The 18,717-nt window shown below is 56.8% G+C and carries 16 protein-coding genes; 10 read left to right on the top strand and 6 right to left on the bottom strand.

The features are described 5' to 3' along the window. Positions 1 to 149 precede the first annotated feature (149 nt). Both QNH99_RS20105 and QNH99_RS20100 read left to right on the top strand, forming a co-directional pair. Positions 150 to 1,025, top strand: coding sequence for a BadF/BadG/BcrA/BcrD ATPase family protein (locus tag QNH99_RS20105; protein ID WP_063878039.1), 876 nt, complete (start codon positions 150 to 152; stop codon positions 1,023 to 1,025). Beyond that, on the top strand, positions 1,022 to 2,140 hold the full coding sequence (locus tag QNH99_RS20100; RefSeq protein ID WP_096011404.1) for an ROK family transcriptional regulator: 1,119 nt from the start codon (positions 1,022 to 1,024) through the stop codon (positions 2,138 to 2,140). The genes QNH99_RS20105 and QNH99_RS20100 overlap by 4 nt, the downstream gene beginning before the upstream one ends. Before the next feature lie 22 nt (positions 2,141 to 2,162). Here the strand turns inward: QNH99_RS20100 and QNH99_RS20095 are convergent, their stop codons facing one another. Together QNH99_RS20095 and QNH99_RS20090 are read right to left on the bottom strand one after the other, a co-directional pair. Further along, positions 2,163 to 3,254 carry an ABC transporter ATP-binding protein gene (locus QNH99_RS20095; RefSeq protein ID WP_172897552.1) on the bottom strand — a complete coding sequence of 364 codons (1,092 nt, stop codon included), beginning with the start codon at positions 3,252 to 3,254 and terminating at the stop codon, positions 2,163 to 2,165. A gap of 12 nt (positions 3,255 to 3,266) precedes the next feature. Further along, entirely contained in the window at positions 3,267 to 3,866 is a 600-nt protein-coding gene (locus tag QNH99_RS20090) for a GNAT family N-acetyltransferase (protein ID WP_096011405.1), read from the bottom strand. A 526-nt stretch (positions 3,867 to 4,392) separates the two neighbouring features. On the opposite strand from QNH99_RS20090, the gene QNH99_RS20085 reads away from it, so the two are divergent. The 4 genes from QNH99_RS20085 (at position 4,393) to QNH99_RS20070 (ending at position 8,844) form a co-directional block, all read left to right on the top strand. Further along, the gene (locus QNH99_RS20085) at positions 4,393 to 5,724 is read left to right on the top strand and encodes an extracellular solute-binding protein (RefSeq protein WP_096011534.1); all 1,332 of its coding nucleotides are present in this window, start codon (positions 4,393 to 4,395) and stop codon (positions 5,722 to 5,724) included. A gap of 63 nt (positions 5,725 to 5,787) precedes the next feature. Next, the gene (locus QNH99_RS20080) at positions 5,788 to 6,660 is read left to right on the top strand and encodes a carbohydrate ABC transporter permease (RefSeq protein ID WP_109716749.1); all 873 of its coding nucleotides are present in this window, start codon (positions 5,788 to 5,790) and stop codon (positions 6,658 to 6,660) included. After that, entirely contained in the window at positions 6,660 to 7,475 is an 816-nt protein-coding gene (locus QNH99_RS20075; protein WP_410517119.1) for a carbohydrate ABC transporter permease, read from the top strand. The genes QNH99_RS20080 and QNH99_RS20075 overlap by 1 nt, the downstream gene beginning before the upstream one ends. Before the next feature lie 37 nt (positions 7,476 to 7,512). Continuing rightward, positions 7,513 to 8,844 (top strand): glycoside hydrolase family 28 protein, encoded by a 1,332-nt coding sequence (locus QNH99_RS20070; RefSeq protein ID WP_410517693.1) that lies wholly within the window; start codon positions 7,513 to 7,515, stop codon positions 8,842 to 8,844. Between the two features lies 1 nt (position 8,845). On the opposite strand, the gene QNH99_RS20065 is transcribed toward QNH99_RS20070, so the two are convergent. Next, complete coding sequence (locus tag QNH99_RS20065) at positions 8,846 to 9,916, bottom strand: tartrate dehydrogenase (RefSeq protein ID WP_063878046.1); 1,071 nt, start codon at positions 9,914 to 9,916, stop codon at positions 8,846 to 8,848. A 135-nt stretch (positions 9,917 to 10,051) separates the two neighbouring features. Here QNH99_RS20065 and QNH99_RS20060 point away from each other — a divergent pair, with 135 nt between their 5' ends. Both QNH99_RS20060 and QNH99_RS20055 read left to right on the top strand, forming a co-directional pair. After that, complete coding sequence (locus QNH99_RS20060) at positions 10,052 to 10,984, top strand: LysR family transcriptional regulator (protein ID WP_109716747.1); 933 nt, start codon at positions 10,052 to 10,054, stop codon at positions 10,982 to 10,984. A 155-nt stretch (positions 10,985 to 11,139) separates the two neighbouring features. Continuing rightward, positions 11,140 to 12,576: a methyl-accepting chemotaxis protein gene (locus tag QNH99_RS20055; protein WP_145394226.1), complete on the top strand. Its 1,437-nt coding sequence runs from the start codon at positions 11,140 to 11,142 to the stop codon at positions 12,574 to 12,576. Between the two features lie 182 nt (positions 12,577 to 12,758). Here QNH99_RS20055 and QNH99_RS20050 read toward each other — a convergent pair whose 3' ends face one another. Further along, the gene (locus QNH99_RS20050) at positions 12,759 to 13,049 is read right to left on the bottom strand and encodes a DUF1330 domain-containing protein (RefSeq protein WP_109716745.1); all 291 of its coding nucleotides are present in this window, start codon (positions 13,047 to 13,049) and stop codon (positions 12,759 to 12,761) included. A gap of 11 nt (positions 13,050 to 13,060) precedes the next feature. After that, a complete protein-coding gene (gene yghU, locus QNH99_RS20045) occupies positions 13,061 to 13,924 on the bottom strand; it encodes a glutathione-dependent disulfide-bond oxidoreductase (protein WP_063878050.1) in 864 nt (287 codons plus the stop codon). 231 nt (positions 13,925 to 14,155) lie between these two features. On the opposite strand from yghU, the gene QNH99_RS20040 reads away from it, so the two are divergent. Further along, on the top strand, positions 14,156 to 15,073 hold the full coding sequence (locus tag QNH99_RS20040; RefSeq protein ID WP_063878051.1) for an aminoimidazole riboside kinase: 918 nt from the start codon (positions 14,156 to 14,158) through the stop codon (positions 15,071 to 15,073). A 186-nt stretch (positions 15,074 to 15,259) separates the two neighbouring features. On the opposite strand, the gene QNH99_RS20035 is transcribed toward QNH99_RS20040, so the two are convergent. Then, the gene (locus QNH99_RS20035; protein ID WP_283355323.1) at positions 15,260 to 15,511 is read right to left on the bottom strand and encodes a hypothetical protein; all 252 of its coding nucleotides are present in this window, start codon (positions 15,509 to 15,511) and stop codon (positions 15,260 to 15,262) included. An 86-nt stretch (positions 15,512 to 15,597) separates the two neighbouring features. On the opposite strand from QNH99_RS20035, the gene QNH99_RS20030 reads away from it, so the two are divergent. Continuing rightward, positions 15,598 to 18,684 (top strand): beta-galactosidase, encoded by a 3,087-nt coding sequence (locus QNH99_RS20030; RefSeq protein WP_410517118.1) that lies wholly within the window; start codon positions 15,598 to 15,600, stop codon positions 18,682 to 18,684. Positions 18,685 to 18,717 lie beyond the last annotated feature (33 nt).

Here is an 18,717-nt window from a genome sequence, read left to right as displayed (position 1 = left end):
TGCGTACGTCTTTTTGTTTATTTCATTGATTTTAAATAATAAATAGTTATTGTTTTTTCCCTATATTTATTTGTTATTGCGATTTAAGTTTTTTTCACCTATCGTTCGCAGATTACAGAATCGAGATGAGTTACGGCGGGAGGAAGCGCGTGCAATCACACTATCTCCTTGGCATTGATGGCGGCGGCACGCAGTGTCGCGCCCGCTTGACCGACAGTCATGGCAACGTGCTGGCGCAGGCCGTTGGCGGCCCCGCCAACGTCTGGTCACAGTTTGATGCTGCTCTGAATTGCGTTGAACAGCTCATTGCCGCAGTGCTGTCTCAGGCGGGGCTGGCTTCACAGGCGCTGACGCAGACCTCGCTGGTGGCAGGGTTAGCGGGAGCGAATGTGGCCTCGGTTAAGGCGCGCCTGACGCAATGGCAGCCCGCCTGCGCGGCATGTCAGGTGGTCAGCGATGTCGAGATCGCCTGTGCCGGTGCGCATGCGGCGGCCCCCGGCGCGGTCTTTATTATCGGCACCGGTAGCCAGGGCGCTGCGTGGGACGGCGAGCACTTCACGCTGCTGGGTGGCTGGGGATTCGCACTGTCCGATCAAGGCTCAGGGGCAGAACTGGGGCGACGGGCGCTACGGCTGGCATTGCTGGCTCATGAAGCGATTATCGACAGCACGGACTTCACCCATAGCCTGATGGCGCAGTTTAACCATAGCCCGGAAACCATGTTGTTGTGGACGCGAGATGCCATGCCTGCCGACTGGGCGCGCGTGGTGCCTGAGATTTTTGCCGCCGCGCAGGCGGACGATCGGCATGCTATTGATTTACTGCGTCAAACGGCCAACGATATTGGCTTAATGGTGAGTCGCCTCTCCGCGATTAGCCAGGGCCGGGTGGCCCTCATGGGTGGCCTGGCGGCACCGATTCAGCCCTGGCTGGCAAGGGATATTCATGCCCGGCTGGTCGCCGCGCAATACGATGCCCTGGACGGGGCATTAATGATGGCACGGTCAAATCTGAGGACTTTATGATCGCTCCAAACGTCACCGCGCGCATTCTGAGACTGATTGTGGAACATGCGCCTGTTAGCCAGTCCGACCTGAAGGTCCGGAGCGGGCTAAGCATGTCGACCGTTTCTCAGGCGACTAATCGCCTGCTGGCGCAGGGAATCGTGCAGGAACTGGGATTGCGCCGGGTGTCGATGGGGCGGCCTAAAACCCTGCTGGGGCTCAATCCTGACCGCGCCAGCGTCATTGGTATTCAGCTTAACGCCGAACGTAACCTGATTGTGATGACAGACCTCAGCGGCAATTTGCTGGGTGAACAGCAGATGCCTTCGGGCGCGATCACGCCACGTCAGTTGGGCGATGCGCTGGCCAAATTTTTACGCGGCGTTGAAGAGAAGCATGTGGGGGCGATCGGCCTGGCCTTATCCGGTTTAGTCGATGCCGAAAACGGCTACTGTATTCGTTCCAAGGTGCTGGACTGGGAGAATGTCCCTATCGCGCAGATGCTGGAAACGCGCTTTTCCCTGCCGGTGTTTATCGAAAATGATGCCAACGCCATGGCGATGGCGACGCTGGTGTTTGGCCAGTTGGGCAACGCACAGTCGGCGGTCATCGCCACCTACGGTAAAGGCATCGGCGCAGGCATTATTCTTAACCGTCGGCTCTATCGCGGGCGGCACGGCAAAGCCGGTGAGATCGGTAACGGTCTGGTCGGTGATGGGTCGCTGCGGCTGCTTGAAGATGTGGCATCGTCCCAGGCTATCTTGCAGCGTGTCTCCCAGGATGACGCGGACGGCCCGTTAACCTTGCGGGCGCTGGATCAGCGGCCAACAGCCGAGGTGCTGACCGCCCTGGAGGAGGCCGGACGTGAACTGGGTATTTCGCTGGCCAACCTGTCGGTGGCGTACGATCCCGATGTGGTGTATCTGGCGATGGAGCCGCATATGGCTTCGCGTATTCTGCTGGACCACATCACCCAGAGTTTTCAGGCTTACCGCCTGAAGCTCACTCCCCATATGACACCGCTACAGTTTCTGACGGAATCAAACCGTATGTGGGCGCTGGGTGCGGCAGGCTTTGCCGTCAATATGCTGCTCGATCTGCTGGCGGCTCAGGCAGACGAAGAACCCGTGACCTGAAGGCGCCGAAGCGCCATCCGGTTTAACGCAGACGCTGTCCCTGCTCATCAAACAGCAGGCAGTGGTCTGCCGACAGTCCCAGCCTGACCTCCACGCCTAAATCCCGCCGTTGTGCCTCGCGCGCCTCGACAACCAACATCTGCTCAATGCCCACATCCAGATAAAGATAATTGGTATGCCCCAGCATTTCGGCAAAGGACAGCGTGCCGCTAAACTGCAGCGCTGGCGGCGTATTAGCGGCAGGCTGCATGTGCTCCGGGCGAATGCCCAGGGTTACGCGCTGGCCTTCACGGCAGGGCGCAGCAATCTTCAGCACCAGTTGCGACATCTTCAGGTCCGGCACACGTAGCTGGACTTCTCCCTGACCGGTGGCGGTGACCTCGGCATGGAGGAAATTCATCTTCGGCGAGCCAATAAAACCGGCCACAAACAGGTTGTCAGGATCGCTGTAGAGGTCTAACGGCGCGCCAACCTGTTCGATTCGCCCTTTACGCAGGACCACGATCCGATCGGCAAGCGTCATCGCCTCTGACTGGTCATGGGTAACATAAATCATGGTGTTGCCCAGCGAGGCGTGCAGGCGGGCAATCTCGATGCGCATTTGCAGACGAAGCTCGGCATCCAGGTTGGAGAGCGGCTCATCAAACAGAAAGATGCGCGGATGGCGGATAATGGCCCGACCAATCGCCACGCGCTGGCGTTGACCACCGGAAAGCGCACGCGGCAGGCGATCCAACAGTTCGGTCAGATGTAACCGCGCCGCGGTGTGTTCGATGGCCTGAGCAATCTCTGCTTTAGACTTTTTCATGACTTCAAGCGGGTAAGCCAGATTGCCACGCACCGTCATATTGGGATAAAGCGCATAAGACTGAAAGACCATGGCGATGCCGCGTTCGGTCGCGGGCTGCTGGGTCATGTCTTTGTCTTCTATCAACAATTTTCCGTCAGTGATTTCTTCCAGCCCGGCGATCATCCGCAGCAGGGTCGATTTACCGCAGCCGGATGGCCCCACGAACACCACAAATTCGCCGCTGTTTATCGTCAGATCGACGCCGTGAATCACATCGATATGGTCATAGGACTTCTTAACATTCTGCAAGCGCAGGCTGGTCATAAACTCCCTCACTCAAAGTAACTGGCCCATATAAATGGCGTTGCTGCGCAGGATGTGGCTGAATCCCATGCGTTGATAAAAAGCGCAAACCTGTTCATTTTGCAGGCTGACGCCAAGATGGACGCCTTTTACGCCGGCTTGCCGCAGCGCAGCCAGTTCATGCGCGATCATCTTGCGGCCCCAGCCGCCCTGTTGTACCGGCGGCAGCAGATTGATATGCAAATGGGCGGGCCACTGCGCCACTAACTGCGCATCGGCACGATCGGGTTGACGAATGCTGTCGAGAATTTTGCTGTCATAAGGGGCGCTGGCTGTGCGATCGCGGTATTTATCCTGAAGCTGAGGCCACCAGTGGTGCTCAAGCTGCGCTTCAAAGGCGCGGGTATCTGGCGCGGCGACGACATAGCCCATCACCTCACCCTCTACCTCCAGCACAAAAGCAAAATCCGGCGCAAAACGGGCATAGGGCACCGCAAAACGCTGCCCGGGATACTCGGGATCGGAATAGTGGTTACGGGCATCCTTACCGGCATTGGCGGTTTCCAGACAGATGCGGTAAAGCGCTGGATAGTCCGACTCGGTGGCCGGACGAATGACACCTTGATTCGCCATCGTCATCTCTCACAGGTCAGTAGTTGAACAACCTCACGGTAATGAAAGCTGACTTAGTTTTCAAGATGGAATAATTACCCTGTTATCCCAAACCGGCATCGGCGTTGGTATTAATGGCTGACCAGACCAGTCTCTGTGGGCTTCTGTGGCGGGCAGTAGCCTGCCTGTCAGGAATTGGCAGGGTAAATAAAAAGTTAAAAATGTGAGCGTCATAGGATTTTCATATTTTTTATCAGCAAGTTATTACGCCACTTTAGGCGTGGTTTATCCTGCTGTCTGGAGGTGAGCGGGCACGGATAATGCGCTAAATCCGCCTTGATTAGCCCGTGCTTATGCTGACTGCAGGCCTTCCATTGTGTTTTTTTGCGCAGGCTCACAACCTGGTAATTCACTCCGTGGGATGTTTGACTTTATTTTTTTATTAAAGTAACTATGAGTGAGAAGGTGATTTATGCGGCTACAGTCTGCAGGATTGCAGACCCTGTGAAGAAAGGATGTCCATCCTGTATTGGAGAAAGTGAGCATGATGTCTGATTCCTCAGTTCGTTCGTTCCGTTTTCGCACCTCGGTTCGTAGCCTGTTGGCGGCGGGCTTGCTGATGGGCAGCGTTGCTCATGCCGACAGCACCGTCACTCTGAATGAGTGGGATATCTACAGTTATCCTCAGCAAACGGCGGCCGTTGACGAAGGCATTAAAGCCTTTTCCCAGCAAAACCCCGGCATCGTCATCAACCGGTCCGTGCACTCCTTTGAAGACACGCGCATTCCGTTGAAGCTGGCCCTGACCGCCGGTGAAGGTCCGCAGATTGCCCAGGTGAATCAGGGCGGCGGCGATATGGGTTCGCTGGTCAAAGACAAACTGCTGTTGCCGCTGGACAGCTATGCAGCCGAATATGGCTGGACCCAAAAATTCCCGGACTCGATTCTCAAACGCAACCGCTGGTCTGACAGTGGCCAGTTTGGTAGTGGCAAGCTGTACGGTGTGGCCAGTCTTGGTGAGATGGTCGGCCTGTACTACAACAAGGCGCTGCTGGATAAAGCCGGTATTGCAGTACCGAAAACCCTGAGCGAACTGGACGCCGCGATGGCAAAACTCAAACAGCAAGGCACTGCGCCGATGATGCTGGGTTTGTTAGACGGCAATATGGGACAGCAGCTGCTCAGTACACTGTGGGAAGCACAAATTGAAAGCAGTGACCGCAAAAAACTGGATGATTTGATTTACGACGTAGGCGGCACTTTCAAAGATGAAAAACTGACGAAAGCCGCCACGATGATGAAAAGCTGGGCTGACAAAGGTTATCTGTTCCCGGGCTATCAGGGCATTGGCCATGATGATGCCGCGACGCTGTTCCAGAACGGCCAGTCTGCGTTCCTGGTCAGTGGAACCTGGTATCTGGGTCAGTTTAAAGACAACAAAGATATCCATTTTGCCGCGATGCCAGCCGGTGACGGCGTTAAACAGCCGTTAATGGTCGGCGGTACCGATTTGGCCTTCTCGATGACCAGCATGGCGAAAAGCAAAGCGCAGCAGGATGCCGCCGCCAAATTTATCAACTATATGGTGTCAGACAGCATGGCAAACCGGTGGCTGAACGTCGGTTTCCTGCCAGCCAGCACCAATAAAAACGCAAAAATTCCGGCGGATAACCCACTGTTGGGCGAAGCCTGGCAAGTGTGGCTGGCGCTCAATGCCTATGATGGCCTGGGCCACTACGTCGACTGGGCAACCCCGACCATGAACGCCGAACTGAATCAAAACGTTCAGCTGTTACTGGCGGGCCGACAGACGGCAGAGCAGATGGTTATTAACTTCGATAACAACTACCAGCGTTATATGAAAACCCTGAAACACTAAGCCGGTCGCCCGGCAGCGAACCTGCCGGGCCTGAATGTCGATCTCACTACGACGAGTACGGTTATGTTGAATCAAAGCAGTTGGCGTAATTTTCTCTATCTTCTTCCCGCAGTGCTGGTTTATGGGCTGTTTCTGCTGTTGCCGCTGCTGGCTTCACTGGGGATCAGCTTTACCGAGTGGGATGGAACCTCCCTGCCGGTTTTCGCGGGCGTCAGTAACTACCTGCGCATGTTCAGCGATCCGGTCTTCTGGATTGCCCTTGGTAATAACGCCATCCTGATGCTGTTTTATACGCTGCTGCCCATCAGCGTGGGGCTGCTGCTGTGCAGCTTTCTGTATGACACGCGTAACAATACCGAACGCAGCGTACTGCGCATCCTGTTCTTCCTGCCCTATATCATGCCGATGGCGGTTCTGGGCGTGGTCTGGCGCTGGCTGTATAACCCGGCCTTTGGCCCCATCGATCAGTTCCTGCGTGCCGTTGGATTGCCGCAGCTGGCGATGTCCTGGCTCGGTGATTTTACCTGGGCACTGCCGGCCGTCGGCATGGTCGCCACCTGGTACTTTTTTGGTTTCTGTCTGGTGCTGTTTATGGCGGGCCTGCAACGCATGGACCCGTCCCTGCTTGAAGCGGCCGATCTGGATGGTTCCTCGCGTCGTCAGAAGTTTATGCGCATTACGCTGCCGGGGCTGCGTCCTGAGTTGCGCATCGCGCTGTTGCTGACGGTGATCGCCAGTCTGAAGGCCTTCGATCTGGTGTATGTCATGACGCAGGGCGGGCCCGGCACATCCACCATGGTGACCAACATCTTTATGTACAAGCAGGGTTTTGATCTGCACTACTTCGGCTATGCCTCATCGGTTGCCGTGTTCAGTATGGTGATTGTGTTAGGGATTAACTACCTGATTCACCTGGCATTGAAGGAACGTTACTGATGAAAAGCACCCCGATCCTTTCCCGTGCGCTGCTCTGGATAGTGGCGCTGATGACCATCATGCCGTTTTTGATGGCGTTTATGACCTCGTTTAAAACCCAGATGGAGCTGTTTCAGGGCGTCTTTCATTTGCCCGCCTCACTGAATGTGAAAAACTACATCACCGCCTGGCAGCAGGGGCACTTTAACGTTTACTTCATGAACTCGGTGCTGGTGGTGTTCCCGGTGGTGCTGTGCAGTATTTTGCTGGGTATTCTGGCCGGATTTGGCTTTGCCCTACTGAAGATTCCCGGCAAAAAAGTGGTGGCGGGTATGCTGGCGCTGGGCATGGTGCTGCCGAGTGAAGCCTTTATTATTCCGCTCTATCATGAACTGCACTGGATGGGGCTGACCAATACCTATCTGGCCCTGATTCTGCCGCAAATCGCACTGTCGCTGCCGTTTACCACGTTGATGATTGCCAGCGCTTTTCAGCAGGTCCCCAAAGAGCTGGTGGAAGCCGCGGTGATGGATGGCGCGCCGCGTGTCAAAATCCTCTGGGGTATTTTAGTCCCGGCGATTTGGCCTACGATCTCGACGCTGGCGCTGCTGCTGTTTATCTGGACGTGGAACGAATTCCTGATTCCGCTGATTCTGGTTAACAAAGATGAGCTGAGAACCCTGCCCATTGGCATGATGTTTTTTCAGAACAAAAACACCATTGATATACCGGTACTGATGGCAGGCGCGATGATCGTCATTATGCCGCTTATCGTGGTCTTCCTGTTTTTCCAGCGTAAGTTTATCAGTGGCGTAACGGAAGGTGCGGTGAAGTAAACCCACCCGGTAATTCCTCTTTAACTAAGGCTGGATGATGCATCTTTCCCTTGCCGACTTTCACCCCGTAGCGGACGGTGAAACCCCGGATACGCGTGTTCTGCAACGGGCGATTGATCAGATTGCTGCGGCTGGCGGTGGGCGACTTACGCTGCCGCCTGGCCGTTATCGCAGCGGCAGTCTGCACCTTCCTTCTGATTTCGACCTGCACCTTGAAGCCGGTGCGGTCCTGATTGCCAGCCGTCATCTGGCTGACTATCAACAGTGCAAAACGCTCAGCTGTGCAGAGAAATCCCACAATGTCCTGCTGTATGCCCTGGGGCAGCGTAACCTGACGGTGAGTGGTAAAGGCCGTATTGAAGGGGACGCCGAAGCGTGGTTTGCGGTGGACCCTGACGAACAGGGCTACCGGGTGCCAAAACCCGACAGGCCGCGCATGATTGTGTTTGAAGATTGCGAGCAGGTTACGCTGAAGGACATCAGCGTTATCCATGCGCCGATGTGGACGGTGCATCTTGTCAGTTGCCGCCATGTGCACATTGACCATTTGACCATCGATAACGCCATGACGCTGCCCAACACCGACGCACTGGATATCGACAGCTGCGAGGCGGTTTTTATCAGCAACAGCTACTTCAGTGCCGCCGATGACGCGATTTGCATCAAAACCACCTTTAAGCCTGCAGGCCTGCGCCGACCGGCCCGACGGATAGCGGTCAGCAACTGTCTGCTACGCAGCGACAGTTGTGCCTTTAAGATTGGTACGGAAACCTGGGACGATATTGAAGACATCACCGTTTCAGGCTGTACCCTGTTTGATTCCAACCGCGGTATCGGCATTGTGTCACGCGATGGTGGGGCGATTCGGCGCGTGCTGTTCAGCGCTATCACGTTTAACTGTCACCATGTTGCCGCCTGCCACTGGGGCAAAGCCGATCCGCTGTTTATCTCGGTGCGCACCCGTGATCCGCTGGTGCCGCCGGGGATCGTTGAACAGGTCCAGTTTACTCATCTCAGCGGTGTGGCAGAGGGGGCGATCAACCTGCATGCGGCGCAGCCCGGCTGGATACGGGATATCACTATCAACCATTTACAGCTGCGACAGGGTGTCGCGCAGGGCGTGCAGGGACAGTACGATGTGCGTCCGCCCTGTAACCCGGATTCCCCGACGGGGATGGGGCTGGATAACGCTTACCGGCTGGATAAAACCACCGGCGACGCTTACGGTGTTGAGCGCTATCCCGGCGGCCTGCCGGGACTGTTTGCACGAGGCGTAGAGAACCTGCAACTGAACAACCTGACGATTCAGCGGCCTGAGCCGCTGCCGTCAGGCTGGCATCCGGACAGCGTTGTGCTGCTGGCAGAATAAGTTACAGCGCAGCCGCGATCGCGGCACCCAACTGCTGCGTGTCGGCGCTGCCACCGAGGTCGCGGGTTAAATGCTCACCGGCGGCCAGGGTACGCTCAATGGCATTCAGCACAGCATCACCGGCCTCTTTGTAGCCGAGATGCTCCAGCATCATGGCACCACACCAAATCTGTCCAATCGGGTTGGCGATATTTTTACCGGCGATATCGGGCGCGGAGCCGTGTACGGGTTCAAACAGGCTGGGGAATTTGCCTTCCGGATTGATATTGGCGGAAGGGGCGATGCCGATGGTGCCGGTACAGGCCGGGCCTAAATCCGACAGGATATCGCCGAACAAATTGCTGGCGACCACCACATCAAACCAGTCGGGATGCAGGACAAAATTGGCGGTAAGAATATCAATATGATACTTATCGACCCGGATGTCGGGATAATGCTCACCCATCGCCTGAACGCGGTTGTCCCAGTACGGCATGGTAATCGCGATACCGTTCGACTTGGTGGCAGACGTCAGGTGTTTTTTGGGCCGCCGCTGGGCAAGCTCGAAGGCAAACTTCAAAATACGATCGACGCCCACGCGGGTCATGACGGTTTCCTGAATGACCACTTCCCGCTCTGTGCCAGGGAACATGGTGCCGCCGACGCTGGAGTACTCACCTTCGGTGTTTTCGCGCACCACATAGAAGTCGATATCGCCCGGTTTACGGTTAGCTAACGGCGCTTTAACGCCGGGCATCAGGCGCACCGGACGCAGGTTAACGTACTGATCAAACTCACGACGGAACTGCAATAGCGATCCCCACAGCGAAACATGATCCGGCACCACATCAGGCCAGCCTACCGCGCCAAAATAGATCGCATCGAACGTTTTCAGCTCAGCAAACCAGTCATCCGGCAACATTTTGCCATGCTGCTGCCAGTAATCGGCGCTGGCATAATCAAACCACTCCCAGCGCAGCGGAATGTTGAATTTTTCGGCCGCCGCGTTCATCACGCGCACGCCTTCTGGCATCACTTCTTTGCCAATACCGTCACCGGGGATCACGGCAATACGATGGATCTTCTCTGTCACAGGGCACCTCTAAGGTTGGTAGGGTTGGCCCGCCGGGTGTCAGTATGCTGTCTTTATGCAGCTTGATTTATAGCCGGGCGTTAGCGCAGTATAACTCTCCACCTGAGGTAAACAATTGGCCTGAAAGTTAATCCCATGTTAAATCAAAGTAGAGAATCACGAACCTCAAGCGACGATTTAGCGTTTTTTCTGCGCGTGGCATCTTTGGACAGTTTAACGGCGGCGGCGCGGGAGCTGGGGCTTTCTCTGGCGGCCGTCAGCAAACGCCTGAGCCTGCTGGAACAGCGGCTCGGTGTCCAGTTGCTGCGCCGCACCACGCGCAAGCTGGAACTGACGCCGGAAGGCCGCCGTTACCTGGAAGGCGCCCGTCCGCTGCTGGAGCAACTGGTGGCGCTGGAAGACGCGGTCAGTGGTGAAACGGCCCAGCTACGCGGCACGCTGAATATCAATGCCTCTTTCGGCTTTGGTCGCCGTCATATCGCGCCCTGCGTTTCTGCCTTTGCTGCCCTGCATCCTCATCTGGCGCTTTCCCTGCAGCTGAGCAGTCAGCCGCTGAATTTTCTTGATGCCCATGTGGATATCGATATTCGCGTCGGCGAACCGCCGGATTCGCGGCTGGTCGCGCGCAAGCTGGTGCAGAACCCACGTGTACTTTGCTGCTCGCCAGCTTACGCAGCAAAACACGGGCTGCCGGACAGCATCCGGGCGCTGGCGCAGCATAACTGCATTTTGCTGAGACAGCATGACAGCGACTTCGCCCTGTGGCGCTTTGTCAGCAATGCAGAGAGCCTGAGCCAGAAAGTGCGCGGAAACCTGGTGACGAACGATGGCGAAGTGGCGATGCGCATGGCGCTGGATGGCCATGGCATTTTGCTGCGCTCGTGGTGGGATGCGAAACACAGCATCGGCGCAGGGGCGTTACTGCACGTGCTGCCGGAATGGCGCTCGCCGGACGGCGATATTTATGCGGTCTGGCAGGCGCAGCGTCAGCAACCGGCCCGCATGATGGCGTTTGTCACCTTTCTGCAGGAAAACCTGCAGCTTGATACCGCATCAACCAACCTGTGATGGTTCGCACAAATCCTCCACGTAAAGCATCATCATTAGTAAAGTATTTTGACGCTTTGTCGATAGCAATCTGAGGTGTCTGCGCCCGTTGCGCCGATCATAATTGCCCGCGTTTCCGTCCGGAGGCGCGGTTTAACCTCTGGTGGAAGCGTAGCATGGATAAAAACCGATCACGCGCGGGGGAGGGCGTTTCGCTCCAGCGTATTGCACAGCAGGCCGATCGGCTGATGGTGGTGCTGTGTTGGATATTGTTGGTGATTTCAGTCATTGTGGGCAGCCTTTATCAGGCAACTCTGCTGGCGGTCATCGTGGGGGCTGGCCTGGCCCTGGTCGCCACGCTGGTGGGATGGCTGGCAAATGGCACGCTGTTTTCACGATTATGGCTGGCCTTCACGCTCATCGGTTTCGCGGGCTTACTGATTCAGCTGGGCCAGGGGGAAACTGAATTTCACTTCTCGGTGTTTGTCTTGTTGTCAGTGCTGCTGGTTTATCGCGACAGCAGACCGCTACTGATGGCCGCCGCGACAGGTGCAGTGCATCATCTGCTGTTCAACTATCTGCAGGAAAACGATCTATTTGGCATCGTGGTCTTTCATCATCCCGGCCTGAATATGGTGTTATTTCACGGGTTGTTCGTGGTGGTACAAACCGCGATGCTGGTGGTGATTGCGCGTCAGATGGCGGCAGACATGCGTTCGGCGAGCGAGGTCGCCCAACTGGCCGCCTGGATCAACCGTGAACCGGGTTGCCTGACGCTGTCGGCGGATACGCAACAGAGTCAAACGCCGTTCGCCAAAACCTTCAGCCAGACGCTGGGCACCATGCGCGGTACGCTAAATCAGGTCAGCCACGGCGTCTCCGCACTGCTGCAGGAATCCGACAGCATGCTGTCGCGCAACGCCGCCCTGTCGCAGCGCACCGACGAGCAGGCGCAGGCGCTGGGCGTTGCCACTGCGGCAATGTCGCAAATCAGCGTCGCCGCCAGTCATACGCGGGATAAAGCGCAAACGGCCTGCGACCTGGCCCGTGAAACCTGTCAGGTTACCCGCCAGGGACAACACAATATTCAGCAGGCAATGGCCTCCATGGCGCAAATTAACGTGGAGTCGGGGCGGGTCAAAACCATCCTTGAGCTGATCGACGGCATCGCGTTCCAGACCAATATCCTGTCCCTGAATGCCTCGGTGGAAGCCGCCCGCGCCGGGCAGGAAGGCCGTGGCTTTGCCGTGGTCGCCAACGAAGTACGCACCCTGGCGCAACGGTGTGAAAATGCCGCCCGTGATATTCGCCAGCTCATGGATATGTCCAGTTCCAGTGCCGAGCAGGGCACCGTACAGGTTGATCAGGCCGCCCAGACCATGCAGGCCATTCTCGTCAGTATCGACAGCCTTTCCCGGCTTGTGAACGAGCTGTCGGAGATGAGCGTGCAGCAGAATCAGAGTATCGAACAGATTCAGCACAGCATTAACAGCATTGACGACAGCGTACATCACAACGTTAAACACGTGACGGAAACGCTTCAGGTGGCACAGCAACAGCGTCAGCAGGCCAGCGCATTACAGCAGGCTATCTCACTGTTCCGTTTTAGTTAAGCGGGGCAGGCAGAAACGCGGTCGTGGGGGCGCGCGGCTGAGGGCACAGGTGCAAACCCGGCCATTGCCGCGCAGAGTGGCGCGGGCGCGTCACTGACGTCGTATTAAGCCGCCGTAAATCAGCAGGCCAGCCAGCTTCACGGGCTGGCCTGCTGGACGACGGCTGTTTTCAGGGCAAACGGTTATTCGACGCCTTTCACCAGCAGAACACGGTAATTAGCGCCTTTCAGGCGGTGCTGTTTCGCCTCCTGATATTCTGGACTGTCATACCAGGCGTGGGCGGCGTCGGTGCTTGGGAATTCAATAATCACCATACCTTCCGCTTCAGGCCCTTCCAGGGTTTCCAGCTCGCCATAAAAGGCTAAAGGCTTGATGGGATGGTTGCCATGGGCCTTACCCGCTTTCTCAGCGTAGATGGCCATTTCATCCTGATTCAGGGTATTGTCACGAATAAATACAACGTAAGCGCTCAACGTGTTTCTCCTCAGGCTTTTTTATCTTGGGTTTGTGTATCAAAGTCCGATGCGTCATGACGCTCGCGCAGCTGATCGGCTGGCTCGCCCATCACACGGTTTACTTTGCGGCCGCGTACAACGGCCGGACGCTGGGCGATCTCTTTGGCCCAGCGCACCACATTTTTGTAGGACTGCAGGTCAAGGAACTCTGCCGCATTGTACTGGTTGTAGAGCACCATGCTGCCGTACCACGGCCAGGTCGCGATATCCGCGATAGTGTAATCATCACCTGCCAGATAACGGTTGTCAGCGAGCTGACGATCCAGCACGTCAAACTGACGCTTCGCTTCCAGCGAGAAGCGGTTGATCGCGTATTCAATCTTTTCCGGTGCGTAGTGATAGAAGTGGCCAAAGCCGCCGCCAAGGTAAGGGGCAGAGCCTTGCAGCCAGAACAGCCAGTTCAGCGTTTCGGTACGTTGAGCCGGATCTCGCGGCAGGAAATAACCATATTTTTCCGCCAGATAGAGCAGGATGTTGCCGGATTCAAATACGCGAATGGGCGGGGTAGCGGAATGATCGCACAGTGCCGGGATTTTGGAGTTGGGGTTGATCTCAACAAAACCGCTGGTGAACTGGTCACCTTCACCAATATTGATTAACCAGGCATCGTACTCTGCATCGTTCACGTTCAGCGCCAGCAACTCTTCCAGCAGAATCGTCACTTTCTGGCCGTTAGGCGTGCCAAGAGAGTAGAGCTGCAACGGATGCTTACCCACTGGCAGGGCTTTTTCATGGGTAGGGCCCGCGGTAGGACGGTTTGTGCTGGCACCATTACCTTTCGCTTCCGGGTCCCACTTCCAGACTTTAGCGGGCTGATAGTGTTGTTCAGACATGATGAGGTTCGCCTTTTTTGTGTTTGGAGTTTTCACGAGTGTAGCAGTTGCCAGCGCGCCGGTTTAACCCTGATGGCGGTGACTTTGTATCGCTTTACTACCGTGCTACAGACAGCTTTACCGCGTTTTGGCGTGCATTTTCCTGGCGCAAATCACATTCATTACGCCCGAGCGTTGCTATGCTAAAACGGTTTAGTAAACTTTTAGCTGCATCTGAGTAGGGAGAATAATATGTCAGCGCGAGTCTGGTGTCTGGGTGACGCCGTGGTGGATCTGCTTCCGGACGGGCCGGGGCATTTAATACAGTGTGCCGGTGGGGCGCCGGCGAATGTGGCGGTCGGGATTGCCCGTTTGCAGGGCAGCAGCGGCTTTATTGGCCGGGTCGGGGACGATCCTTTTGGTCACTTTATGCAACATACGCTGGCGACTGAGCAGGTTGATACCCGCTATATGACGCTCGACAGCGCCCAGCGTACCTCAACGGTGGTGGTGGCGCTGGATCATGAAGGTGAGCGGACTTTTACCTTTATGGTACGGCCCAGCGCAGATCTGTTTCTGGAAGACGGCGATCTCCCCACCTTTCAGCCGGGTGAATGGCTTCACTGCTGCTCGATTGCCCTGGCGGCGGAACCCTCGCGTTCCACCACTTTTTCTGCCATGCAGCAGATAAGTGATGCCGGCGGTTTTGTCAGCTTTGATCCCAATATTCGTCACGATCTGTGGCGTGACGACGTCCAGTTACGGGACTGTGTGAACCGGGCGTTGCAGCTGGCTGATGTGGTCAAGCTGTCTGAGGAAGAGCTGGTGTTTCTGACCCAGGATGCGCCAGGCGATGACAGTATGCAGGCGCTGGCTGAACGCTTTGCGATTCCGCTACTGATGGTTACCCAGGGCAAAGCCGGGGTAAAAGTCTGGCATCAAGGGCAGCATTATCACTATCCCACGCTGCCTGTAGTCAGCGTAGATACCACCGGCGCAGGGGATGCGTTTGTCGCCGGGCTGCTGTGGGGCCTGGCGGAAAAAGGGATGCCGGCCAATGAAGCTGAGCTGGCGGCACGGCTCAGCAGCGCCCAGCAGTGCGGCGCGCTGGCGACCACGGCGAAAGGGGCCATGACTGCGCTGCCTTATCGTCATCAAATTGAAGGATAATTAGTCGATAACACCGCGATTTATGGACGAACCGCCATCGCCCGCATCAGGTCAGCCTGCGGGCGGTGTCCCGGTCAGCGTTAACCGGTCGCGCGACGAGTACATTAACGGGCCAACCATTCCAGGTGGCTATGCAGCCTGTCGCGTCAGGTTGCGGTTAACCAAGCGGCCCTTGCCTGTGCTGAATCACTGGCCGTTGGCGATAGGCAGCGTTAAGGCCGGGATTGCCAGCGCCAGGGTTCGCCCCTTTGCCTGTTGCAGGTCGCCAGGCGCCAACGGCGCAGCGCGACCGGTTTTAACCGCTGTCAGTCTGTTTCCCCGCCCATTTTTGACCGCCCCCGCTTGTGGACGGCCCGTGCAGTCCGGTTCCGCAAGGACAGCGACACGGATCATAAACTTTATCGCCAGTCGCGCTTTGCTGTGAGGCAGTTCACTCATTCGCCCTTCCTTGCTTTACATCCCCATCCCGGCCTCGTAATGTCAGCTTAATGTGAGCGGATAACAATTTTACGCAGGAGACTGCCATGACCCTGGATACACATTCACTAGCGGCCGTACTGGCCCGACGCGACTGGGAAAACCCCGGCGTCACCGAACTGAACCGACTGGACGCCCATCCCCCATTTTACAGCTGGCGCAGCGCGGAAGCGGCGCACGAGAATGCACAATCTGCACAGCGAAAAAGCCTGAGCGGCGAATGGAAATTTGCCTTTTTTCCTGCACCCGAGGCGGTGCCGGACAGCTGGCGCACCCACGACCTGAGCGATGCGGTTACTCTCGCCGTGCCGTCAGTCTGGCAGATGCAGGGCTACGATGTGCCGGTTTATACCAATGTGACCTATCCCATTCCGGTTGATCCGCCGCGCGTTCCGGCTGAAAATCCCACAGGATGTTATTCGCTCACATTTAATGTCGATGCTGACTGGCTGCAAAGCGGGCAAACCCGAATCGTGTTTGACGGCGTGAATTCCGCCTTCTATCTCTGGTGCAACGGACGCTGGGTGGGATACGGCCAGGACAGCCGCTTGCCATCTGAGTTCGATCTGAGCGAGTTTCTGATCGGCGGTGAAAACCGACTGGCCGTTATGGTGTTGCGCTGGAGTGATGGCAGCTACCTGGAAGATCAGGATATGTGGCGCATGAGTGGCATTTTTCGCGATGTCTCCCTGCTGCATAAGCCCGCCAGCCATATCCGCGACCTGCGCATTCGTACCCACTTTAACGACGATTTCAGTCGTGCCCGGCTGGAAGCCGAGGTGCGCGTAGCCGGGGCGCTGGATGACGACTTACGGGTTAGCGTGCAGCTCTTCGCGGCTGACCAACTGACCGGCGAAGCGACCTCGCCACTGGGCAGTGCAATTATTGACGAACGCGGCGCGTGGAACGACCGGGCAACGCTGTGTATCAAGGTCGATAACCCCGCGCTGTGGAGCGCCGAAACCCCGCATCTCTATCGGGCTGTCGTGCAGTTACATCGGGCAGACGGCACGCTGATTGAGGCGGAAGCCTGCGATGTAGGATTCCGTCACGTCAGCATTGAAAACGGCCTGCTGTTGCTGAACGGTCAGCCATTGTTAATCCGCGGCACCAACCGGCATGAACACCATCCTGAACGCGGTCAGGTGATGGATCGCGACACCATGGTGCAGGACATTTTGCTGATGAAGCAAAACAACTTCAACGCGGTGCGTTGCTCCCATTATCCTAACGATCCCTTGTGGTATCGCCTGTGTGACTATTATGGCTTGTACGTAGTCGATGAAGCCAACATCGAAACCCACGGCATGGTGCCGATGAATCGCCTGAGCGACGATCCCACCTGGCTGCCTGCGATGAGCCAGCGCGTCACGCGTATGGTGCAGCGCGATCGTAATCATCCCTGCATTATTATCTGGTCACTGGGCAACGAATCGGGCCACGGCGCGAACCACGATGCGCTGTACCGCTGGCTGAAAAGCGAAGATCCGTCCCGTCCGGTACAGTACGAAGGCGGCGGCGCGAATACGGCGGCCACCGATATTATCTGTCCGATGTATGCGCGGGTCGATCAGGATCAACCTTTCCCGGCCGTGCCGAAATGGTCCATTAAAAAATGGCTGTCTATGCCGGGCGAACAGCGTCCGCTTATTCTCTGCGAATACGCCCATGCTATGGGGAACAGCCTTGGCGGCTATGCAAAATACTGGCAGGCATTTCGTCAGTATCCGCGTCTGCAGGGCGGTTTTGTCTGGGACTGGGTCGATCAGTCATTGATTAAACATGACGATAACGGCGAACCCTGGTCCGCTTACGGCGGCGATTTTGGCGATACGCCCAACGATCGTCAGTTCTGTATGAACGGACTGGTTTTTGCCGATCGTACGCCCCATCCTTCGCTTTATGAAGCCCGTCACGCACAGCAGTTTTTCCAGTTCAGACTGCTACCGGGCAGCGAACGCACGCTGGAAGTGACCAGTGAATACCTGTTCCGTCACAGCGATAATGAAATCCTGCACTGGTCGGTTGCCCAGGACGGCAATCTGCTTGCCTCCGGTGACGTCACGCTGGATATCGCCCCGCAGGGCAGCCAGCAGATCAGGCTACCTGACGTGCCGCTGCCTGCATCCGCAGGCCAGCTCTGGCTGACGGTGCGGGTGGCGCAGCCTCAGCCGACCGCCTGGTCAGAAGCCGGTCATATCAGCGCCTGGCAACAGTGGCCGCTGGACGAAATTCTGAGCATCGCCGTACCCTCTCCGGCGGCGAACGCGCCTCAACTCAGCAGCAGCGAAGCCAGCTACAGCATTGCGGTCAACAACCAGCGCTGGGAATTTTGCCGTCATCAGGGCGCACTGATGCAGTACTGGATTGACGATAAGCCGCAGTTACTGACACCGCTGCTCGACCAGTTCACCCGCGCGCCGCTGGATAACGATATCGGTGTCAGCGAAGTCACCCGCATCGATCCCAATGCCTGGGTAGAGCGCTGGAAAGCGGCGGGCCACTATCAGGCAGAGGTGATGAACCTGCAGTGCAGTGCTGAAACGCTCTCCAGTGCGGTCGTGATCACCACCGCCCATGCCTGGCAGTTCCAGGGCAAAACCCTGTTTATCAGCCGTAAAACCTACCGCATTGATGGATTTGGCGAGATGGCGGTAACGGTCAACGTGGAGGTGGCAAGCGGCACGCCTTATCCGGCCCGCATCGGTATGAGTTGTCAGCTGACCGAGATTGCCGACCGGGTGAACTGGTTAGGCCTGGGGCCGCATGAAAACTACCCGGATCGCCTCACCTCGGCCTGCTTTGATCGTTGGGATTTACCGCTGAGTGAGATGTACACCCCGTATGTCTTCCCCACCGAGAACGGGCTGCGCTGTGGCACGCGAGAACTCAGCTATGGCGCGCATCAGTGGCGCGGCAACTTCCAGTTCAACATCAGTCGCTACAGTCAGAAACAGCTGATGGAAACCAGCCATCGCCACCTGTTACAGCCTGAAGCGGGCACGTGGCTCAACCTTGATGGCTTCCATATGGGCGTCGGCGGAGATGATTCCTGGAGCCCGTCGGTATCACCAGAATTCCTGCTCAGCGCAGGACGTTATAGCTACCAGTTTATCTGGGGGCAGCAAAAATAATGCGCGGGCAGGCTCGCGCCTGCCTGATGCTTG

This window comes from Pantoea allii, assembly GCF_046529425.1.
In the GTDB taxonomy this organism is placed as follows: Bacteria; Pseudomonadota; Gammaproteobacteria; order Enterobacterales; family Enterobacteriaceae; genus Pantoea; species Pantoea allii.
Note: the sequence above shows the minus strand (reverse complement) of the source record. Positions and strands in the feature narration are given on the sequence as shown.

Bases quoted from the DNA above. Each gene is read 5' to 3' on its own strand.
- QNH99_RS20055 (WP_145394226.1), top strand. From the start codon at position 11,140: ATGGATAAAAACCGATCACGCGCGGGGGAGGGCGTTTCGCTCCAGCGT.
- QNH99_RS20075 (WP_410517119.1), top strand. From the start codon at position 6,660: ATGAAAAGCACCCCGATCCTTTCCCGTGCGCTGCTCTGGATAGTGGCG.
- QNH99_RS20035 (WP_283355323.1), bottom strand. From the start codon at position 15,511: ATGAGTGAACTGCCTCACAGCAAAGCGCGACTGGCGATAAAGTTTATG.
- QNH99_RS20070 (WP_410517693.1), top strand. From the start codon at position 7,513: ATGCATCTTTCCCTTGCCGACTTTCACCCCGTAGCGGACGGTGAAACC.
- QNH99_RS20085 (WP_096011534.1), top strand. From the start codon at position 4,393: ATGTCTGATTCCTCAGTTCGTTCGTTCCGTTTTCGCACCTCGGTTCGT.
- QNH99_RS20095 (WP_172897552.1), bottom strand. From the start codon at position 3,254: ATGACCAGCCTGCGCTTGCAGAATGTTAAGAAGTCCTATGACCATATC.
- QNH99_RS20060 (WP_109716747.1), top strand. From the start codon at position 10,052: ATGTTAAATCAAAGTAGAGAATCACGAACCTCAAGCGACGATTTAGCG.
- QNH99_RS20100 (WP_096011404.1), top strand. From the start codon at position 1,022: ATGATCGCTCCAAACGTCACCGCGCGCATTCTGAGACTGATTGTGGAA.
- QNH99_RS20030 (WP_410517118.1), top strand. From the start codon at position 15,598: ATGACCCTGGATACACATTCACTAGCGGCCGTACTGGCCCGACGCGAC.
- yghU (WP_063878050.1), bottom strand. From the start codon at position 13,924: ATGTCTGAACAACACTATCAGCCCGCTAAAGTCTGGAAGTGGGACCCG.
- QNH99_RS20080 (WP_109716749.1), top strand. From the start codon at position 5,788: ATGTTGAATCAAAGCAGTTGGCGTAATTTTCTCTATCTTCTTCCCGCA.
- QNH99_RS20040 (WP_063878051.1), top strand. From the start codon at position 14,156: ATGTCAGCGCGAGTCTGGTGTCTGGGTGACGCCGTGGTGGATCTGCTT.
- QNH99_RS20090 (WP_096011405.1), bottom strand. From the start codon at position 3,866: ATGGCGAATCAAGGTGTCATTCGTCCGGCCACCGAGTCGGACTATCCA.